Here is an 18077-nt window from a genome sequence, read left to right on the forward strand (position 1 = left end):
GATCGTGCGGGTGATTCGGCTCTCGGCCAGTGTGGCGGCGGTGGCGGCCGCGGTGCTCAGCGCACCGGAGGCGTCGGCGTCGGCACAGTCGTTTTGCGGCGATCTCGGCGGTGACTGGGACGGGCAGTATTGCCACACTACGGTCCTGTCCGAGCGAAAAGCGGTCCGTGACATCAAGATAGGGCTCCCCGGTGACCTGGTCGAGAACCCCACCAGCGGGCCGCCCATCCGCGAATACCTGCGCAACCTGATGGACAACTGGCGCACCAAGGGCGCCTCGATGGTTCAGGACAGCTGGGGAGAGGAGAACTACCAGGTGTTCTCGCACGGGCGCGCCCTCAGTGTGGCCTTCCACGAGGACTACCACGCCGACGGCCCGGCGTTCAACAACGCTTATCGCACGTTCACCTTCGACATGGCGGGCGGAAAGCGGCTACAACTGGCCGACATCACCAAACCGGGGGTCGATCCGCTGACCGCCATCCCGCCGCTGGCCGAGCCGTTCGTTCAGGAGGCACTCGACCGCGCCGCATGGCAGCACAACCCCGGGACGTATCCGTTCACCGTCGACCGGTGGACGCCCGACAAGGTCTTCTCGGGCGGCTACAAGGCGTGGGCGCTGACACCCGATGAGCTGGTCCTGTACATGCCGGATTACCCGGTCGGACACGACTCCCCGATCCAGTACGGGCAGTCCGAGCAGTGGTCGATGGACGGGGGCGCCGTCGAGCCTCACATCCCACTCAGCGCGCTCGGCCCGGTCCTGCGTCCGGAATTCGGCGGGGCGTAACGGGGTTAGCTGTCTGATGACCTCAGGTACGACGCCGCGCCCAGCTGCGCGCGGCCAGCATGCCGGCTCCGCAAACCCGGTCGTCCGCCGATCGCCCGCACCGCCGCCGCTGCGGCTACGGTGATCTGTATGCCGTCGGCTAGCCGCTCGTCCGCAGATGAAGTGAAGCGGCGCCCGAAGGACCGCAAGATTCAGATCGCCCGCGCGGCCACCGACGCATTCAGCGAGCTGGGTTATCACGCGGTCAGCATGGAAAACATCGCGGCGCGGGTCGGAATCTCCGCTGCCGCGCTGTACCGCCACTCGCAGGGCAAATACGACCTGTTCCGCGACGTCTTCTTGGCGCTGGGTCAGCAACTGGTCGACGCCACGGCGTTCGCCGACGCTCTGCCCGCCGATGGCGATCCCGAGGAGCAGCTCAGCGCGCTGACCGGTGCGCTGATCGACACCACGATCGTCAACCGCACTGCCGGCGGGCTGTATCGGTGGGAGGGCCGCTACCTACGCGGCGACGATCAGCGCGCCCTGGCCGAACAGATCAAACTGATCAACCGGCGCCTGCAGCGTCCGCTCACGAGGCTTCGGCCGAAATTGACGTCGCGGCAACGCTGGATCCTGTCGGCGGCCACGCTGAGCGTCATCGGCAGCATCACCGACCATCGGTCCCGCCTGAACAACGCCGAAATCCGCGCGGCACTGAGCGATATCGCGAGCGCGGTGTTGCACGCCGAGTTGCCGACGCAGCGCGGACGCGGATCCGACCGGTCGCAGGCAGCGACGCTGACCAGTGTCGCCGGAAGTTATGAGCTTCTCCTGCACGAATCGATGCGCCTGTTCAACGAGCGCGGCTATCGCGAAACCGGAATGGAAGACATCGCCGCGGCGGTGGGCATACCGGTCGCCAGCATCTATCAATACTTTCCGGGGAAGGCCGCCATTTTGGCGGTCTACTACCGACGCGCCGCCGACCAACTCTCCGGTGACCTCTCCAGCATCCTGGCCACCAACGCCGACCCGGAACAGGCGCTCGCGCAACTCATCGAGGCTTATGTCACCCGGTCCTTCGCCAACCCCGAACTGGCCTGCGTGTACTACACCGAGCGGCACAACCTGCCCGACACAGACGCCGTGCTGCTCTACAACATTCAGCGCTCCACCGTCGAATCCTGGGCCACCCTCGCCGTCACGGCCAACCCGGAACTCACCCTCGGCCGCGCCCGATACGCCGTCCACGCGGCGTTCGCGCTTGCGGTGGACATCGGACGCCTGGTTTACCCCAACACCAACGCGACCGCCGGCCTCACCGTGCGCCGCCTGATGGAGGTCACGGTGCTGGGACGACCGGCCGAAGCCTGCCGCAATGCGCCTCGCGGCAGCCGACAGCGCCGCTGACCGGGCTTCGCTCGGCATGAATCCCAAACAGGAATCGATCTCCACTTGCGGGATTCGACACCGGGTTCGCCGATAGACCCAGGTGAGCCGAACGTCTTTTTCCGGCAGTGAATCTCCGGCTTTCGGGGCCGTATCCGAGCGCTGCCGATCGGGCCGCCGGACTTCCGATCGGTCCGAATGAGCATTAACATAGATGCGTCCGGACGCCGGGTCGACCTCGAACCCGGCAGCGCCCGCGCGAAAGGCACGCCCATGCTCAGCAGGATCCGCACACTCCTGGAGTATCAATTGACCATCGCCGAACTGCTGGGCCTGGCGATCCTGCTCGGTACGCCCTACCTGATCGTTGGCGTCATCTGGTCGAGCACCCACACCCAACATCTGCACGACATGCACGGCGTCGATTTGGTGGTGTCGTTTCTCGGCTCGATCGTGTCCTGGCCGGTGCTGCTGTTCGCCAACGTTTGCATGACCTAGGGGACTCGCATGATCCACCGCGGGCCGATGGTCGTCTTCGCCGCCGTGGTGTTCCTGGTCGGTGGGCTGTTCGCCCTGCATCTTCCCGTATTCATCGACGCCTACGATCAGTACGGCTGGCAAGTCAAGTGCGGCAACGGGTTTACCGCCGACTTGACCCAGGCGTCGAAAGCGGTCGGCACAACGAGCATCAACTATGTCGGTTCATGTAACGACGCCCTGACGGTTCGCCGGTCGTGGGCCATCCCCGCGGCGGTCCTCGGCGGGATGGCGTTGACCTGGCAGGCAGGGGTCGCACTCACCCACGACCGTCGCCCAAACAGGACGAAATATCCTGTCAGCGACTAACTCTCACCAGTCGGAATCCGACGAGAACCACCCGCGCGCACTACCGCGTGCTTTCGTCGGGCAGGTCGTGCCGAGACTGGTGCAATCCCGGGCCGTCGGGGTCCTCGTCCTGGTGCTCGAGTTGTTCCTGCAGCTTGCGCTGTTCGTCGGTTGCCTCGCGGGCGTCCTCGGGCGCCGCGGGCGGGTCGAAGTTGACTTTCTGATCCACCGAGATCTCCTTTGAACGTCTGCACTGCCTTTCTGCAGGATCTCCCGAATGACCGGCGCCGAAACCCGGCCGGATCTCTGGATGCCGATCGCACTGCTCACGGCGCCGCGAGAATCAATATCGCTTGACCACCGCGCGCGGCGCCGTCCGCCACATTCTGTTGCCGTCGTCCAGCTGGCAGGGCGGTTCGAGAAGTAAGACGGCCAGCCCGTCGAGCAGCACTGGACGCACCCAGTCGCCCAACTCGATCATCTCGCCGGACCGGGGCCGGCGGTGCATGTCGTCGCGAGCCACATCGATGGGTGCCAGCGCGAAAATGGTCTCGATGGTGGCCTGGTCGGGCAACTTGCGGATGCCGGGCAGAGTGATGAACAGTCCGTCGTTGCCGGACAGGTGCAGGCCAATCGCCGCGAGTGCGCCGGTCATTCCCTCCCGGGTGCCGCCATGTCCGGACAGGTGCACGCCGAGCGCCGCGGCGAGCTCACGAGCCTCGTTGGCGTGCAGTACTTCTCGCTTGGCGCGGCGACCGAACTCGATCAGCTGTGCCGCGGCGGCGGCGAGTTCGCCCGGAACGACGACGGCAAGCCCGGGGTCGGCGTCGGGTGGGCATACCCGTTCCAGGAATTGCCCGGCGAGCTCGGTGATTCGGGTTCGCACCGCGTGCGGATCGCCGTCGGGGCTCCGCCAGGCCAGGCACGCGCTCGAATTGTGGGACGTATACGGGATCCGATCGTCGACGAGCAGCTGGTGCCGAGTTGCGCCCGCGGGGGAGCCGAGTCCCGCCGCGTGCAGCTCGTGAAGCAAGGCGCGGGCCCGCCGGCCGGTGCCGGGCGTGTAGGGGTTGTCGGTGTCGTCGATCCCGATGAGCAGGTCCACATCGGCCAGCGCGGTGCGGCCGATCACGGATTGACCACGAGGTCGGTGACGTCGCGAACCCACTGATCACGGCCGAGCGTTGCGCCGGTCAGCTTGAGCGTCTGCCGTTTGGTGAACGCGAGGATGGTCTGATCGTCCAGCCCGGCGACGGTCAGGGTCTGGGCGGGGTCGCGCCCTTCCACTCGGACCCTGACGGCGCCGATCGCGCCCGCGGCCTCGAGGATCGACCGCACGCTGGGTCCCGTCTGGACCTGTGCGCCGCGCGATTGCGGCGTCGCGACCTCCACCTCAGGGAGCTGCTGGAGCTGCGGAACGGTGAACTGATCGAGCACTCGGTGGTTCTCCTCGACGACCAGCTGAACCTCGCCCCTGGACGCGCCGCACCCGACGAGCACAGCGCTCATGGCGAAAACCGCAACCTGTCGAACAACCACGATATTTCTTCGCATTTACGGGTCCATTCCTGTGAATACTCCGTAAATAAGGATCAGTGTAGGTGTTGGCGACTTATGCTTTCGGAATGACCGTGATACAGCGACCCGCGGCCGGGTTGGCGGCCGTTCGGGAGGCGGCGTTGTCTGTCGTTGCAATCGCCGTCATCATCGCGTCCACCGATATCCGGATTCCAGTGGGACTCCCCGGACACCGGGGATTGGTCTGGTTGACCGTGCTGGTGGCGGTTGCGCTGGTGACGCCGCGACGTGGGGCGGTGCTGGCGGTCGGTGCGGCGTCATCCATCGCGTCGTTGCCGATGCACGGGTTGGGTGATCCGCTGTGGAGCGGTCGTTATGTGGCCGCGGCGGCCCTGCTGTATGCCGCGGGCTCGCTTCCGGTGGTGTGGCGGCGCCGTTGGTTATTGGCCTTGGCGGCTGCGCCCATCCACCTTGTTGCGCTTGCGAGTTCGCTCTTTTCATGGCACGCCGGATCCGGTATGTCGGCATGGGCGTCGAACGGGATGCTCGAGCGGGCAGGCTGGCATCTGGTCTTCGGCTGCGTGGCTGGTCTGCTCGCTTGGGTGGTGGCACTTGGTCTGGATCGCGCCGCGTCGGCGAGTACGGCCGGTTTGTTCTCTGACAGAAGCAGATACGAGGAGCGGCCACTATGACGTTGCGAGTGATTCCCGAGGGTCTGGCCGCGACGAGTGCCGCGGTCGACGCGATCACCGCCCAACTTGCGGCCGCGCACGCGGCAGCGGCGCCGGTGGTCTCGGTGGTGGTTCCGCCGGCGGCCGATCCCGTGTCGCTGGCGGCCGCCGCCGTGTTCAGCGAACGGGGCGGCCAGCATTCGGCCGCTGCGGCCAAGGGCGTCGAGGTGTTGGGCCGGGCCGGGTTAGGGGTGAGTCTGGCCGGCGTCGGCTACGCCGCGGGCGATGCCGCCGGCGCGTTGAGCTATCTGGGCACAGTCTGACGATGACCGCACCGGTGTGGATGGCCCTTCCACCAGAAGTGCACTCGGCGCTGCTGAGCAGCGGCCCGGGGCCGGGTCCGTTACTTGCGGCCGCAGCGACGTGGACCTCGTTGAGCACCCAATATGATTCGGCAGCAACGGAATTGACGGCCGTGCTGACGGCATCCGTTCCGGTTTGGGACGGCCCGACCGCCGACAGGTACATTGCCGCCCACCTGCCGTATGTGGCGTGGCTGGAGCTCGCCGGTGCGTTGAGCGCGGAGGCGGCCGCACAACATGAGGCGGTGGCCACCGCATACACGGCCGCCCTGGCCGCGATGCCGACGCTGCCGGAATTGGCCGCCAACCATGCCGCGCACGCGGTCTTGGTGACCACGAATTTCTTTGGGGTGAACACGATTCCGATCGCGCTCAACGAGGCCGACTACGCGCGGATGTGGACCCAGGCGGCCACCACCATGACGACTTACCAGGCGACGACCGGCGCCGTGCAGATGAGCAGCGTCGCCGGATCGGGCACCGGCGGGAAAACAGGAAGCGGCAGCGGCTCTGGCACGGGGACGGGCACGGGAACAGGAACCGGCGCCGGAACGGGAGCGGGAAGCGGCACCGGCGGAGGGGCCGGCGCGGGGGGAGGGGGCGGCGCGGGCTCCTTCCAGTTGCCCACACCGGAAGAGATCTGGGAAATGCTTTTCGGGCCGGACGGGGAGCAGATCCCCGGGCAGGGGCAGCCCAACTGGAGCCCGTCGGAGTACCTGCAGAACCTGGGGAATTTCTTCAACGGCAACGCACAGGCCGTGGCCTGGCTCCAGCAGAACCTCCAGGGCCTGCTCAACCCGTCGCAATTCCCGGCCCTGATCACGTATTTCATCGAGTGGCAGCTCTACCGGATCGTCAACTGGACGATCCGGACGCTGCGGTTCATCCTGCAGGAGCTGCCGCTGCTGCTGCAGGTTGGTTTGAGCCTGTCCATCAGCTACTTGGGAGGCTTGGCCGGCCTGGCGGGTTTAGCGGGCCTGGCCGCGGTGCCGGCGTCGGCGGGCGTTCCCCCTCCCGCGGCGCTGCCGCAGCCCGCCGCGGTGGGCGCGCAACCACCGCTCGTGTCGGCCGCTCCGGCGATGGCTCCGATGGCCCCGAACAGCCCGGTGGCACCGGCGACGTCGGTCGCCACGGCTCCCGCGCCCGTGGCCTCCGCGGTCGCGGCGCCACCGGCGCCGCCCACACCCCCGGCCCCGGTGACCGGGGCCGAGGGCTTCGGCTACATGGTGGGCGGCGTTGGCCTCGGCATGGAGTCGAAGGTGCAGACCCGGACCAGAAGCGCGGTACCCGCCGCACAATCCGCGGCGTCGGCGGCGGGCGCCAAAGCGGCGGAGCAGGAACCGGGGCGCGCACGCCGGCGTCCACGCTCGGTAGTCGACCCCGGTTACCGCTACGAATTCATCGAGGCCGACGCAGATTCCATCACCGTGGCATCGGCGTCGCCCGATCGGCCTCGGCCCTCGGACACCGGGGGCTCGATACAGGGCTTCACCGGGACGCTGCCCAAGCCCGATGTGAGCGCGGCGGGTCTGATTACGTTGGCCGGCAACGAGTCCGGCGACGGCGCCCGCATGCCGATGCTGCCGGAGAGCTGGGACCGTTACTAAGCCGTGCGCGGCAATGCGCCGCTAGCCCAGATGCGCGGAGAGTAACCAGGCGCCCACAGACTTGCGGCCGTTGTCCTCGTCGCGAATGTCGGCACCGGCGAAGGCCTCAAAGCCCGCCAGGAAACTCTCGGGCACGTTGGCGTGGATGCGGGCCGGCCGGATCGCGTCGATCACCCAGTACTTGGACACCACATCGCGCAGCTCGTCCTCGGTGACCGCATTGACCGGGCCGTCGGCCGGCAGCGCGGCACGGTCGAAGACCAGGACGAAGTACGAAGCTCCCGGCGCGGCGGCCCGCACGATCGACTGCTGATAACCGTCGCGCAGTTCCACGGGCATCGAGTGGAAAAGGGTGCTGTCGACGATGGTTCCGAAGCGGCCGTCATAGCCGGTGAAGTCGCTGATGTCCGCGACGTCGAAGGTGGCGCTGGTCAAACCGCGCCGGGCGGCCTTCTCGGTTGCCAGGGAGATGGCGGTGGGTGACTGGTCCAGGCCGACCGTGGTGAAACCGCGCTCGGCGAGGTACAGCGACACCGCCGCCTCCCCGCACCCGGCATCGAGCACGTCGCCGTGGAACTTGCCGTCCTCGATGAGCGCCGCGATCTCTGGCTGCGGCTCGCCGATGCTCCACGGCGGCCTGTTGCCCTCGCCCATCTCCGGAGCCTCGCCCCGATAGGCGGATTCGAACATCTCTTGAGTGGGTTGCGTCATGCCACCGTTTATATCAACCCCGCTTATATATGTCAACTAAGTTGATATATAGGCTGGCCGGCGCTGCCGCGTTGGATCGTTGGCGGAATAAAGTGCCGCACCGGCGAACCCGGCCGCCTCGGCGGCCGGGCCCGGTCGGTGGTGGATGCTGCTACTTGAGCGTCGCCGTCAGGTAGCCGGACGCGTCGCCAAAGGAGGCCAATTCGTCGTTCGGCACCGCGAAGCCGTGTGCGCCGAACGCCTGCTCGGTTGTCCGTATCTCGATCTGCCACCCATGTGCGGCCAGGTATTCGGCGGCAGTATTGCGCTCGCCGGTGTAGAACAACTCGGCCAGATTGATGTTGGAGCCAATGCGCCGAGACCGTTCGGTCAGCTTCTGCGCCCAGTCCGACGGGATGTTGCGCAGGTCCATGTGTTCGGTGGCGATCCGGCTGCCCGGCGCCGACGCGGCGACGATGTTGTCGAACAATCGGTCCTGCGCCTCGGGCGGCAGGTAAACGAGCAGTCCCTCGGCGCTCCACGCGGTCGGCCTATTAGCGTCGAAGCCGGCCGCCGCGAGGGCCGACGGCCAGTCGTCGCGCAGGTCGATCGACACCGTGCGGCGCTCGGCCGTGGGTGTGGCACCCAAGTCGGCCAGAGTGCGCGTCTTGAATTCGATCACCTCCGGCTGATCGATCTCGTAGACGACCGTGCCCGCCGGCCAGGGCAGCCGGTAGGCCCTGGTGTCCAGGCCGGACGCCAAAATGACCGCTTGCGGGATGCCCGATTCGGTCGCTTGTACGAAGAAGTCGTCGAAGAACCGGGTGCGCACCGTGATCTGCTCCCGCACGGCCTGGCGGTTCAGCAGTGGATCGTCGCTGCGGTCAAGCTGGTTGTCGAGGAGTTTGATGAAGACCTCGCTGCCCACCGCGCGGACGAGTGCGTCGGCCCAGGGGTCGTTCAACAGAACTCCCGGGCCTTGGGAAGCGATCGCCCGCTGCGCGGCGACCGCTGTCGCGGTGGCTCCAACGCTGGACGCCAAATCCCAGGTGTCGTTCTCGGTGCGGGCCACGCCCAACTCCTTTCCGCGACTTCCGCGCGATTAGTTAGCTCATATAAGTGACGAGTCAACTGTACCCGTCGCGCAGCGCGCAGCCGGTTCGAGCGGCGGGCGCCGCGGGCGCGACCCGGGGAATGCAGTAGCAGCTCCCGGGTGTTCGCTGTAGGTATGGCTGAAGAAATCGAGTTGAGCCCAAGGGGCTGGGTGCGCGACCAGACCGAACGGATCTTGAGTCAGGGCACGACCGATGGAGTCGAGGTTTTCGACCGGCCCGTCGTTCTGCTGACCATCACCGGGGCGAAGTCCGGCAAACAGCGCTACGTACCGCTGATGCGGGTCGAAAAAGATGGCCGCTATGTGATCGTTGCCTCACATGGCGGCGCCCCCGAACATCCCGTTTGGTACTTCAACCTGAAGGCGAATCCGACGGTGATACTGCAAGACGGCGACAAGGTTGTCACGCTGACGGCTCGCGAGCTCGAGGGCGCCGAGCGCGAGCAGTGGTGGCAGCGGGCCGTTGAGGCGTTTCCTCCCTACGCGGAATACAAGACCAAGACGGCACGGGAGATCCCGGTTCTCGTTCTGGAATAATCACCTTCGTCCTGTGGCCCTGATGCACGCCACGGGTATCGGAAAGATTTGCGTTCGATATGCGCTCGGCCCGTCCGGTTGACCCGTTGCGCTCGTCCCACCTAACTTCGAACGCATAGGCCAGGCCTGCCCAGCCGGACAACGATGTTCGTGGCATCTGTAACCGCCTGAGCTGCAAGGCTTTACGTAATTTCCATCCGCTGTGATCGGGTGGAAGTCTAAAAGCCCACCGCTAATGACCAATTCAGGGGAGGGCCGGTGCAACAGGTGGAAGAGCCAGGTCAACGGGGCGTGGAGGACGGGGCCCCGTCCCGAATCGACCGGATGCGCGAGACGCTCCAGTACGACCTGCCGGCTTCATTGGTGGTCTTCCTGGTAGCCCTTCCGCTGTCACTCGGCATCGCGATCGCTTCAGACGCACCGGTTCTCGCTGGCCTGATCGCAGCGATCGTCGGGGGAGTGGTCGCCGGGTGGATAGGCGGGTCACCGCTGCAGGTGAGCGGCCCGGCCGCCGGACTTACCGTAGTTGTCGCCGACCTCGTTTCCCAGTTTGGCTGGGCGATCACATGTTTCATCACCGTGATCGCCGGGATCTTGCAAGTCCTGTTGGGGTTCAGCCGAATTGCCCGGGCCGCCCTGGCGATCTCGCCAGTTGTCGTGCATGCCATGCTGGCCGGCATCGGAATCACGATCGCGTTGCAGCAGGTGCACGTACTGCTGGGCGGCGCGTCGGAAAGCTCGGCCTGGAGCAATGTCACCGGCCTGCCCGCGCAGATCGTCGGTGCTCACCGGCCGGGCCTTGTCCTGGGCCTATTGGTGATCGCCATCCTGGTCGCCTGGCGCTGGGTCCCTGCCCGGGTGGCCAAAATCCCGGGCCCGCTCGTCGCAATCGTCGCGGTTACCGCCATTTCGGTGGTCTTCCCGTTCAACGTTTCCCGCATCGTCCTGGAGGGCTCCGTCCTCGAGGCGCTGCGCTTGCCGTCGCTGCCGCACGGGAATTGGGGAGCCGTCGCTGTCGCCGTCATCACAGTCACCTTGATCACCAGCGTGCAGAGCCTGCTCACCGCCGTGTCGATAGACCGCATGCACACCGGTTCGCGAACCGACTTCAATCGCGAACTGATCGGGCAGGGCGCGGCGAACATCGCTTCAGGCGCGATCGGCGGGCTCCCCATCGCCGGTGTCATCGTGCGCAGCGCGGCCAACGTGAATGCCGGTGCGAAATCGCGCGCCTCGACAATCCTGCATGGCGTCTGGATCTTGCTTTTCGCCGTACCGTTCGCGGGGCTCGTCGAGAAGATCCCCACGGCGGCCCTTGCCGGTCTGCTCATCGTCATCGGTATCGAGTTGTTGAAACCCGCGCATATCGAAACCGCTTTACGCAACGGCGATCTCGCTGTCTACCTGGTGACTGTCGTCAGCGTCGTCTTCCTCAACCTGCTGCACGGCGTCATGATCGGACTCGCCTTGGCCGTCGCCGTGACCGGATGGCGGGTGGTGCGAGCCAGGATAGAGGCCAAGCCGGTCGGTGACGGGTGGCACGTCGTCGTCGAGGGCGCGTGCACCTTCCTGGCCCTGCCCCGACTGACGGGCGTCCTGGCGTCCGTTCCCGAACGAACGTCGGTGACCATCCACCTGCTCACGAATTATCTCGATCACGCGGCACACCAGGCGATCAGCGACTGGCAACGACGCCACTGCGCGACCGGCGGACAGGTACATGTTCGCGACTCTGTCGACGCGAGTGCATCTGATGGCCTGGCCACCAGTAGCCTCATGGAACCCGTTGGCCCCGTGAGGAAATCACCGAAGGCCAACCGTCGCAACGTGCACCTGAGCCTGGTCGAGGAATTGTCGGCGTCGGCGGGCAGCTAAGGCCGGCGCCGCTACTTCAGGTCGGTGGCCACCTGCTCCAAACGCGGCGCGCTGGTCCGCTCGGCAGAAGATTTCCGGGGCGGTGCCGCCTTCTCACCTCTGGCGCAAGTGGTCGCTCGAAGCGACGGTTCTGGTGTGGTACCCGGGGGAATGGCCGACACCGCCGGGTTGGTCAACCACGGCCGTTGTCGGGATATTCCACGGCCGGATGACCGGGCCCGGTGCTGCCGTCAAGGATGATGTACTCGTGACGGTGAAGAAGGTCAGTGGGGTGCTGAGGGTCGGCGAGATGGAGCCGACGTTCGAACAAGAGTTGGCCGCGCGATACGAGATTCCGACGCTGCCCGACGGCGCCGCGCGAACCGAATTCCTGGCCGGGCACGGCGCCGACGTGCGTGTGCTGGTGACGTCGGGATCGCCCGGCGTCGATGCCGCCACGATCGCGGCGCTGCCCAACCTCGAGGTCATCGTCAACAACGGGGCCGGGGTGGATCTGATCGACCTGGGTACGGCGAAACGGCGCGGCATCGGTGTGAGCAATACCCCCGATGTGTTGTCGGACACCGTCGCCGACACGGCACTGGGCCTGATCCTGATGACGCTGCGCCGTTTCGGCGCCGCCGATCGCTACGTGCGCGCCGGCCGATGGGCCCGCGAAGGGCCGTTTCCCTACGCCATGGACGTTAGCGGCCTGCAGGTCGGCATCTTGGGTCTAGGCCGGATCGGTTCGGCGATCGCGACCCGGTTGCTCGGATTCGACTGCGCCATCGCCTATCACAACCGCCGCCGCGTCGACAGATCGCCATTCCGCTACGCGGAGTCGCCCGTCGAGCTCGCCGAGTCGGTGGACGTCCTGGTCGTAGCCACCACGGGCGACCCCAACACGCACAAGCTGGTCGACCGTGCGGTGCTGCAGGCGTTGGGTCCCGAGGGTTACCTGATCAACATCGCGCGGGGCGGCGTCGTCGATCAGGACGCGCTGGTGGAATTGCTGGTCGCCGGGGAGCTGGCGGGAGCGGGGCTGGACGTCTTCGCCGAAGAGCCGCAGGTGCCAACCGAGCTGTTCGACCTGGACAACGTGGTACTTCTCCCGCATATCGGCAGCGCCACCGCGCGGACTCGGCGTGCCATGGCACTGCTGGCGATCCGCAATCTCGACGGTTACCTCAACACAGGCGAGCTGGTCACACCCGTTCTCGCGCCGCGCCGCTAGGGCCGAACACGACGCACCCGAGCGAGTGACCTGGTGATTCTGGACGGCTACTCATCTGTGGCCTAAGCGATACTCCCGGCAGGTTATCGCCGGAACCGCAACTGGGTATGCGGCTTTTATGAGTCCACTTCTGTCGGAGACTGCCACGCCGGTGCGGCTGACGCTCGCCGGCACAGCCCGCCCCGATACGGTGGCGGAGTGGCGTCGTGCGCTGCAACGGTGGCTGCAGCACGAGGTGCACGCGTCGGAGGAAGTTCGTGAAGACGTCGTCTTGGGAGTCAACGAGGCGCTGGCGAATTGTGTTGAGCACGCTTATCGCTCGCATCACCAGGTCGGCGTGATGAAACTCCAGGCCAGCTACGACCCAGAGACCGAGTCGATTCGGGTTTGCGTCAGCGACCGTGGAAGTTGGCGGAACCCCTCGTCGAGGCATCCCAACGATCCCCGCGCCTCGCGCGGCATCATGCTGATGCACAACCTCGCCGACCACTGCACCATCCATGCCCGCCCCAATGGCACCAGCGTCTACCTGGATTACGCCACCGACGCTGGGCAACCGGGTCGCCGCCAGAGTTGAAGTCGCCGTTCAGCCCGCGATCAGGCGCCTGAACGCGCCGTCGGTGTGAATACCACCGGCATCTTTTCCAGACCGCTGACGAAGTTGGCCGGCCGTAGCGGCAGGGGGTCGTCCGAGGCCAGCCGCAGATCCGGAAGGCGTTTCAGCAGCCGCTCGAGCATCATCGACAGCTCCAGCCGCGCCAGCTGATTGCCCAGGCAGAAGTGGGTTCCGAACCCAAATGCCAGATGGTTGTTGGGGTATCGGTCGATGCGGAAGTTCTCCGGATCGCCGAACACCGCCTCGTCGAAGTTCGCCGATTCGAACAGCAGGATGATCTTTTCGCCCTGCTCGAGCTGCGTGCCGTGGAAGTCCAGGTCCGCGGTCAGGGTGCGGGCCATGTTTTTGACCGGGGCGGTCCACCGCAGCATCTCCTCGATCGCGTTCGGCAGCAGGGCCACGTCGTCGACCAGTTGCCGGTGCTGTGACGGGTGGCGCAGGATCTGCGCGGTGCCGCCGGACAGCGTGTGCCGGGTGGTCTCGTCGCCGCCGATCAACAGCAACAGCACCTCGGTGACGATCTCATGGTCGGCCAGTTTCTCGCCGTCCACCTCCGCGTGCACCAGCACGCTGACCAGGTCATCGGTCGGATCCGCCTTGCGCGCCGCGATCATGCCCGTCATGTATTCGGCATAAGCGGCGAATGCGTCCACCGAGACCTGAAAATCCTCTTGCGCGGTCGTGCTGCTGAGCAGGGTCACCATGTCGTCGGACCAGCGAAGGAACATCTGGCGTTCCTCCGGAAGCACCCCGAGCATGTCGCCGATCACCGCCATGGGAAGAGGTGCGGCGAGATCCCAGACGAAGTCGCACTCGCCCCGTTCGCAAACATTGTCGATCAGCGCATCGCACAACGCGCCGATCGAGTACTCCCTGTCCTTGACTCGTTTGCGGGTAAAACCCGCGTTGACCAGCTTGCGCCGCAGCAGATGAGTCGGATCGTCCATCGCGATCATCATCGGTGGCGCGTCCTGATCTGGCCGGATACCGCCGGCGTTCGAGAACAACTCCGGTGCTCGCTCGGCGTCGATCACCGCCTGGTAGGTCGCCGCGGCCGCCAGCCCGTTGCGGTCCCGAAAGACCGGTTCGTTTTCGCGCATCCATCGATAGACCGGCCGCGAGTCGCCCGCATAGAAGGCGCCGTCGGTCAGATCGATGTCGGGCCGCAACTGGTTGCCCGTCTCAATGGTGCTCGGCACGGCTCACCCCTCTCCCTGCATGGGCTGACTTACCGTGGACCTTACAGTAGGCGCTGTGGTATTCCGCACACAAAGTTTCGGCGCGGCCGACGTGAAGCGACGCCCCAGATGGCGGGTCACCATGCCGGCGCCGTGCCTGTGGCGCAGCTAACGTCTCGCACCGCGGCGGCACGGCCCGCGAATTGGGTATAAGACGGTTTCTCCGGTCGTTTAACTGCGAGGAATTCACCATGAACCAGACCATCCAGCGACAGCTCGGCAAAACGGACAGTCCGATCGAGGACGAGCTCGAGGACGCCTTCAGCAGGATGCTGAGCGAGGGCACTCAGCGCCTGCACCGCAGCTGGCGGGGCGTCCTGATCACCGGGTTTTTCGGGGGCACCGAGGTAGCGCTCGGCGTGCTCGCCTATCTGTCGGTGCTGGACGCCTACCACCGCCCGCTGCTCGCCGGATTGGCTTTCTCCATCGGCTTTTTGGCCCTGCTGCTGGGCCGCAGCGAGCTGTTCACCGAGGGCTTCATCATTCCCGTCGTCACGGTGGCGGCCAAGCGCGCCAGCCTCGCCCAGCTACTCAAATTGTGGGGCGGCACGATGTTCGCCAACCTTGCCGGCGGCTGGGTGATCATGTGGCTGATCATGACCGGGTTTCCCGAGTTGCATTCGCAGACGGTCGAATCCGCGACTCACTTCGCCGCCGCGCCACTGTCGGTACAGAGTTTCTGTCTGGCGGTGCTCGGCGGAATGGTGATCACGTTGATGACCCGGATGCAGCACGGCACCGACTCGGTGCCCGGCAAGATAGCCGCAGCCGTCGCGGCGGCGTTCCTGCTCGCCGGTTTGCGGTTGTTCCACTCAATCCTGGATTCGCTGCTCATCTTTGGTGCCCTCGTCACCGGGAAGGCCCCGTTCGGCTACCTCGATTGGTTGGGCTGGTTCAGCTACACCGTGGTCGGAAATTTGGTTGGCGGCTTGTTGTTCGTCACGCTGCTGCGGTTGCTGCGCAGTAAGGATCGGTTGGAGGAAGAGCGCGCCGAAGCCGCTGACGCCGATGCCGCCTGAGCGACGACCGCTCGCGCGTCATTGCACCCGAGCGTGACGACTCAAGCGTCGCAGCGTATCTCAGATGCCCGCAATAAGTTCCAGATCCTTCAAGGATGCCTCCAGGTGGCCGAGCATCCGCTGTAGGTGCGGGACGCTGCGCCGGCATCCGACCAGACCGAAGTCGAGGTTGTCGGCGTTGTTGGTCACGGTGATGTTGACCGCCTGGCCGTCGAGCGGGATGGACAGCGGATAGTTTCCGTCCAAACGCGCTCCGCGCCAATACAACTGGTCGGAGTTACCGGTCGACACGTTCGAGATGACGATGTTGAACGGCGGTGATGCCGCCGACAGGTAGCCCGGGATCAGACCGAAGAACAGTCCCCCGATGTTGAAGGCGGACAGCGCCAACTGCTGAACCGCAGGCAGCTGCCAGAACACCTCTTTGGTCTGCTGGATGGACGCGCTGATCGTCTCGAGCCGCTTGGCCGGGTCGTCGAGGTCGGTGGCGAGGTTGCACAGGAAGGTCCCGACGTTGTTCCCGCCGCGGTCGTCGTCGTCCTTGCGCAGATTCACCGGAACCATCGCCGTGAGCGGAGCGTCCGGCAGGGCGTTCTGATCGAGGAGATAGGCGCGCAGGGCCCCGGCCGACATGGCGAGGATGACGTCGTTGACCGTCGTACCGGTGGCTGCCTTGACCGCTTTGATGCGCTCCAGCGAATACGACTGTGCCGCAACCCGCCGGGCGCCACCGATTCGGACGTTGAACATGGAGCGCGGCGCCCGGAACGGCAGGGTCAGTTGTTGTTCGAGCAGCGCGGCGCGCGCGAGCTTGAGCGTGGACGGCGCCAAGGCGAGCGCCGACCCCGCGGTGCGCCCGACCCGGTCAAACAGGGACGACCGCTGCCGACGGCCGCCGTGTTTCCGCGGACCCAGGCCCCACGGAACCCGCACCTCGTCGTCGTCGGGGTCGGACGTGAAGGCGCGCTGCATCAGTCGCAGCGCCGAGACACCGTCCATGAGGGAGTGGTGATACTTCGTATAGACCGCGTAGCGCCCGTCCTGCAGGCCCTCCACCAGGTGCGCCTCCCACATCGGACGGTGCCGGTCGAGCAGGCCGCCGTGCAGCCGGGAAACCAACTCGAGCAGGTCACGGACCCGCCCGGGTTCGGGAAGAGCAGAACGGCGGAGGTGGTAATCGAGCTCGACCTCCTTGTCGAAGGACCACGCGACATTGGTGACGCCGCCGAAGAAGGCCGGATGCTTACGGAAGGATGGCTGCACGTCGGTGCACTGGAGCATTGCCTGGTAGGCGTCGCGCACGAAGTGGGGACCGGCGTCGGCCGGGGGTTCGAAGAGCTGCAGCGAGCCCACGTGCATCGGATGCTCGCGTGACTCGCCGATGAGGAACAACGCGTCCATCGGTGATATCGGTTCCATAGTCGTTCCCATCCACTCCGCTGCACCGTCCATCCAGCACATGCCCCTTTCGTATTAGCCGCAGGAAGCGATTGCTAATCGCGATGGAGCGTTCGGACTCGCGTGGGGCAGGGCGCTTGCGTGCGGGTTCGTTTGGGTATTGACGCTCAAAAGGGGGTGAAGATGCCGGCGGGTGCGGGTTGTCCCAAGCGGATGCAGTTCGGGCCGTGCGGCGGCGTGCGACCGGACGGACAGTGCGAGATGCTCCCGAGTCCATGCGTGTTCGACGACGTGGTGCCGTGGTCGGGGCAGCACCCGGCGCCTCGTCCCGCGCGTGCTCCGCGGGTACTCGCCGACTTCAGCGCTGCCCCATTCGATCCCGACGACATCGTGGCCACGGCAGCCGTCCTGGCGCCCGGCTGCGACGCCGTCCTCGTCGGCGAGCATCAGAACAAACCCGACTTCCCGCCCACGCTCATGGCGTCGTTGTTGCTCGACGCCGGCGTGACGCCCTGGATCACGTTGTCGTGCCGGGACCGCAACCGGGTGGTGCTCGAGCAGGAGTTGAGGGGGCTGCGCAGCATCGACGTCGACACGGTGTTGTGCGTGACCGGCGACGGACGCGGATACGACGTGCGCCCGGACGTCACGCAGACTTTCGACCTCGACGGGCCCCGCCTGGTGTCGCTGGCCGCCTCGGTCGGCATGGTGGCGGCGGTGCCCGAGACGCCTACCGCTCCGCCCGTACACCGTCGGCCCGCCCGTTTGGTCGAGAAGCAGCGAGCCGGAGCGAGCCTGGCCGTCCTGAACCATGTGCCTTTTCCCGACATAATCGCCGACTTCATGAAGACGGCGCGATCGGCCGGCTTGACGATTCCGGTGATCGCGGCGGTCGCGGTGTTCACCGACAGTATCTCGGCGGCGGTGCTGGAGGGTTTGCCCGGGCTGGAACTCGATCCCGTTGTGACGCAACGGGTTTTGAGCGCGCCGGATCCGGTGGCCGCCGGCATCGCGGCGGCGGTCAGCGAGGCGCGAGCGCTGCTGGCGATCGAGGGCGTCGAGGGCGTCAACGTCTCAGGGCTGGCGTCCGCGTCGGGCCCCCGCATCGGCGCAGAGATCAAGGCAGAGGTCGGTCGCCGCATCCGGGAGGAAGCGACGGGCGGACGCGATGAGGAGGAGCGGCGCCGATGACTCGCGCCGGCGACGATGCAGAGCGGAGCGATGAGGAGGAGC

At 66.3% G+C, this 18077-nt stretch carries 20 protein-coding genes; 13 read left to right on the forward strand and 7 right to left on the reverse strand.

What is annotated here, in order from left to right:
- Positions 1 to 4 precede the first annotated feature (4 nt).
- From A5688_RS20145 to A5688_RS20160, 4 genes are all read left to right on the forward strand, one after another.
- Complete coding sequence (locus A5688_RS20145) at positions 5 to 790, forward strand: mannan-binding family protein (RefSeq protein WP_067833521.1); 786 nt, start codon at positions 5 to 7, stop codon at positions 788 to 790.
- Positions 791 to 952: 162 nt separating this feature from the next.
- Positions 953 to 2182: a TetR/AcrR family transcriptional regulator gene (locus A5688_RS20150; RefSeq protein WP_207546710.1), complete on the forward strand. Its 1230-nt coding sequence runs from the start codon at positions 953 to 955 to the stop codon at positions 2180 to 2182.
- Positions 2183 to 2434: 252 nt separating this feature from the next.
- The gene (locus A5688_RS20155) at positions 2435 to 2659 is read left to right on the forward strand and encodes a hypothetical protein (protein ID WP_066995650.1); all 225 of its coding nucleotides are present in this window, start codon (positions 2435 to 2437) and stop codon (positions 2657 to 2659) included.
- Positions 2660 to 2671: 12 nt separating this feature from the next.
- Entirely contained in the window at positions 2672 to 3007 is a 336-nt protein-coding gene (locus A5688_RS20160) for a hypothetical protein (protein WP_207546713.1), read from the forward strand.
- A 40-nt stretch (positions 3008 to 3047) separates the two neighbouring features.
- On the opposite strand, the gene A5688_RS27795 is transcribed toward A5688_RS20160, so the two are convergent.
- The 3 genes from A5688_RS27795 to A5688_RS20170 all read right to left on the reverse strand — a co-directional run bounded on the left by A5688_RS27795 (position 3048) and on the right by A5688_RS20170 (position 4540).
- The gene (locus A5688_RS27795; protein ID WP_165606927.1) at positions 3048 to 3215 is read right to left on the reverse strand and encodes a hypothetical protein; all 168 of its coding nucleotides are present in this window, start codon (positions 3213 to 3215) and stop codon (positions 3048 to 3050) included.
- 114 nt (positions 3216 to 3329) lie between these two features.
- Complete coding sequence (locus tag A5688_RS20165) at positions 3330 to 4118, reverse strand: hypothetical protein (protein ID WP_067833530.1); 789 nt, start codon at positions 4116 to 4118, stop codon at positions 3330 to 3332.
- Positions 4115 to 4540: a hypothetical protein gene (locus A5688_RS20170; protein WP_067833534.1), complete on the reverse strand. Its 426-nt coding sequence runs from the start codon at positions 4538 to 4540 to the stop codon at positions 4115 to 4117. Before A5688_RS20170 ends, A5688_RS20165 begins: the two co-directional genes overlap by 4 nt.
- A gap of 71 nt (positions 4541 to 4611) precedes the next feature.
- On the opposite strand from A5688_RS20170, the gene A5688_RS20175 reads away from it, so the two are divergent.
- The 3 genes from A5688_RS20175 to A5688_RS20185 are packed head-to-tail and all read left to right on the forward strand — an operon-like array spanning position 4612 to position 7144.
- On the forward strand, positions 4612 to 5196 hold the full coding sequence (locus tag A5688_RS20175; RefSeq protein WP_067833537.1) for a hypothetical protein: 585 nt from the start codon (positions 4612 to 4614) through the stop codon (positions 5194 to 5196).
- Positions 5193 to 5498: a PE family protein gene (locus A5688_RS20180; protein WP_067833540.1), complete on the forward strand. Its 306-nt coding sequence runs from the start codon at positions 5193 to 5195 to the stop codon at positions 5496 to 5498. Before A5688_RS20175 ends, A5688_RS20180 begins: the two co-directional genes overlap by 4 nt.
- A 2-nt stretch (positions 5499 to 5500) precedes the next feature.
- Entirely contained in the window at positions 5501 to 7144 is a 1644-nt protein-coding gene (locus A5688_RS20185; protein ID WP_207546711.1) for a PPE family protein, read from the forward strand.
- Between the two features lie 21 nt (positions 7145 to 7165).
- Here the strand turns inward: A5688_RS20185 and A5688_RS20190 are convergent, their stop codons facing one another.
- Positions 7166 to 7855 carry a class I SAM-dependent methyltransferase gene (locus A5688_RS20190; RefSeq protein ID WP_067828240.1) on the reverse strand — a complete coding sequence of 230 codons (690 nt, stop codon included), beginning with the start codon at positions 7853 to 7855 and terminating at the stop codon, positions 7166 to 7168.
- Between the two features lie 151 nt (positions 7856 to 8006).
- Positions 8007 to 8906 carry a class I SAM-dependent methyltransferase gene (locus A5688_RS20195; protein WP_067828244.1) on the reverse strand — a complete coding sequence of 300 codons (900 nt, stop codon included), beginning with the start codon at positions 8904 to 8906 and terminating at the stop codon, positions 8007 to 8009.
- A gap of 156 nt (positions 8907 to 9062) precedes the next feature.
- Here A5688_RS20195 and A5688_RS20200 point away from each other — a divergent pair, with 156 nt between their 5' ends.
- The 4 genes from A5688_RS20200 to A5688_RS20215 all read left to right on the forward strand — a co-directional run bounded on the left by A5688_RS20200 (position 9063) and on the right by A5688_RS20215 (position 13150).
- Complete coding sequence (locus tag A5688_RS20200; protein ID WP_067828247.1) at positions 9063 to 9485, forward strand: nitroreductase family deazaflavin-dependent oxidoreductase; 423 nt, start codon at positions 9063 to 9065, stop codon at positions 9483 to 9485.
- Between the two features lie 324 nt (positions 9486 to 9809).
- The gene (locus tag A5688_RS20205; protein WP_067828250.1) at positions 9810 to 11360 is read left to right on the forward strand and encodes a SulP family inorganic anion transporter; all 1551 of its coding nucleotides are present in this window, start codon (positions 9810 to 9812) and stop codon (positions 11358 to 11360) included.
- Positions 11361 to 11607: 247 nt separating this feature from the next.
- A complete protein-coding gene (locus tag A5688_RS20210) occupies positions 11608 to 12573 on the forward strand; it encodes a 2-hydroxyacid dehydrogenase (protein WP_067828375.1) in 966 nt (321 codons plus the stop codon).
- Between the two features lie 151 nt (positions 12574 to 12724).
- A complete protein-coding gene (locus tag A5688_RS20215) occupies positions 12725 to 13150 on the forward strand; it encodes an ATP-binding protein (RefSeq protein ID WP_207546712.1) in 426 nt (141 codons plus the stop codon).
- Between the two features lie 20 nt (positions 13151 to 13170).
- Here the strand turns inward: A5688_RS20215 and A5688_RS20220 are convergent, their stop codons facing one another.
- Positions 13171 to 14388, reverse strand: a complete 1218-nt coding sequence (locus tag A5688_RS20220; RefSeq protein ID WP_067828255.1) for a cytochrome P450 — start codon at positions 14386 to 14388, stop codon at positions 13171 to 13173.
- 230 nt (positions 14389 to 14618) lie between these two features.
- Between A5688_RS20220 and A5688_RS20225 the strand changes: the two genes are divergently transcribed.
- Entirely contained in the window at positions 14619 to 15446 is an 828-nt protein-coding gene (locus tag A5688_RS20225) for a formate/nitrite transporter family protein (protein WP_067828258.1), read from the forward strand.
- A gap of 60 nt (positions 15447 to 15506) precedes the next feature.
- Here the strand turns inward: A5688_RS20225 and A5688_RS20230 are convergent, their stop codons facing one another.
- Entirely contained in the window at positions 15507 to 16865 is a 1359-nt protein-coding gene (locus A5688_RS20230) for a WS/DGAT/MGAT family O-acyltransferase (RefSeq protein WP_067828262.1), read from the reverse strand.
- Positions 16866 to 17027: 162 nt separating this feature from the next.
- Between A5688_RS20230 and A5688_RS20235 the strand changes: the two genes are divergently transcribed.
- Positions 17028 to 18035, forward strand: a complete 1008-nt coding sequence (locus tag A5688_RS20235; RefSeq protein WP_067828378.1) for a methylenetetrahydrofolate reductase — start codon at positions 17028 to 17030, stop codon at positions 18033 to 18035.
- Positions 18036 to 18077: the final 42 nt, after the last annotated feature.

The organism is Mycobacterium mantenii (assembly GCF_001667865.1).
Classification (GTDB): domain Bacteria; phylum Actinomycetota; class Actinomycetes; order Mycobacteriales; family Mycobacteriaceae; genus Mycobacterium; species Mycobacterium mantenii_A.

Excerpts from the sequence above, each read along its gene's own strand:
- A5688_RS20155 (WP_066995650.1), top strand. The coding sequence starts at position 2,435 with ATGCTCAGCAGGATCCGCACACTCCTGGAGTATCAATTGACCATCGCC.
- A5688_RS20170 (WP_067833534.1), bottom strand. The coding sequence starts at position 4,540 with ATGCGAAGAAATATCGTGGTTGTTCGACAGGTTGCGGTTTTCGCCATG.
- A5688_RS20175 (WP_067833537.1), top strand. The coding sequence starts at position 4,612 with ATGACCGTGATACAGCGACCCGCGGCCGGGTTGGCGGCCGTTCGGGAG.
- A5688_RS20180 (WP_067833540.1), top strand. The coding sequence starts at position 5,193 with ATGACGTTGCGAGTGATTCCCGAGGGTCTGGCCGCGACGAGTGCCGCG.
- A5688_RS20185 (WP_207546711.1), top strand. The coding sequence starts at position 5,501 with ATGACCGCACCGGTGTGGATGGCCCTTCCACCAGAAGTGCACTCGGCG.
- A5688_RS20190 (WP_067828240.1), bottom strand. The coding sequence starts at position 7,855 with ATGACGCAACCCACTCAAGAGATGTTCGAATCCGCCTATCGGGGCGAG.
- A5688_RS20200 (WP_067828247.1), top strand. The coding sequence starts at position 9,063 with ATGGCTGAAGAAATCGAGTTGAGCCCAAGGGGCTGGGTGCGCGACCAG.
- A5688_RS20205 (WP_067828250.1), top strand. The coding sequence starts at position 9,810 with ATGCGCGAGACGCTCCAGTACGACCTGCCGGCTTCATTGGTGGTCTTC.
- A5688_RS20225 (WP_067828258.1), top strand. The coding sequence starts at position 14,619 with ATGAACCAGACCATCCAGCGACAGCTCGGCAAAACGGACAGTCCGATC.
- A5688_RS20230 (WP_067828262.1), bottom strand. The coding sequence starts at position 16,865 with ATGGAACCGATATCACCGATGGACGCGTTGTTCCTCATCGGCGAGTCA.
- A5688_RS20235 (WP_067828378.1), top strand. The coding sequence starts at position 17,028 with ATGCCGGCGGGTGCGGGTTGTCCCAAGCGGATGCAGTTCGGGCCGTGC.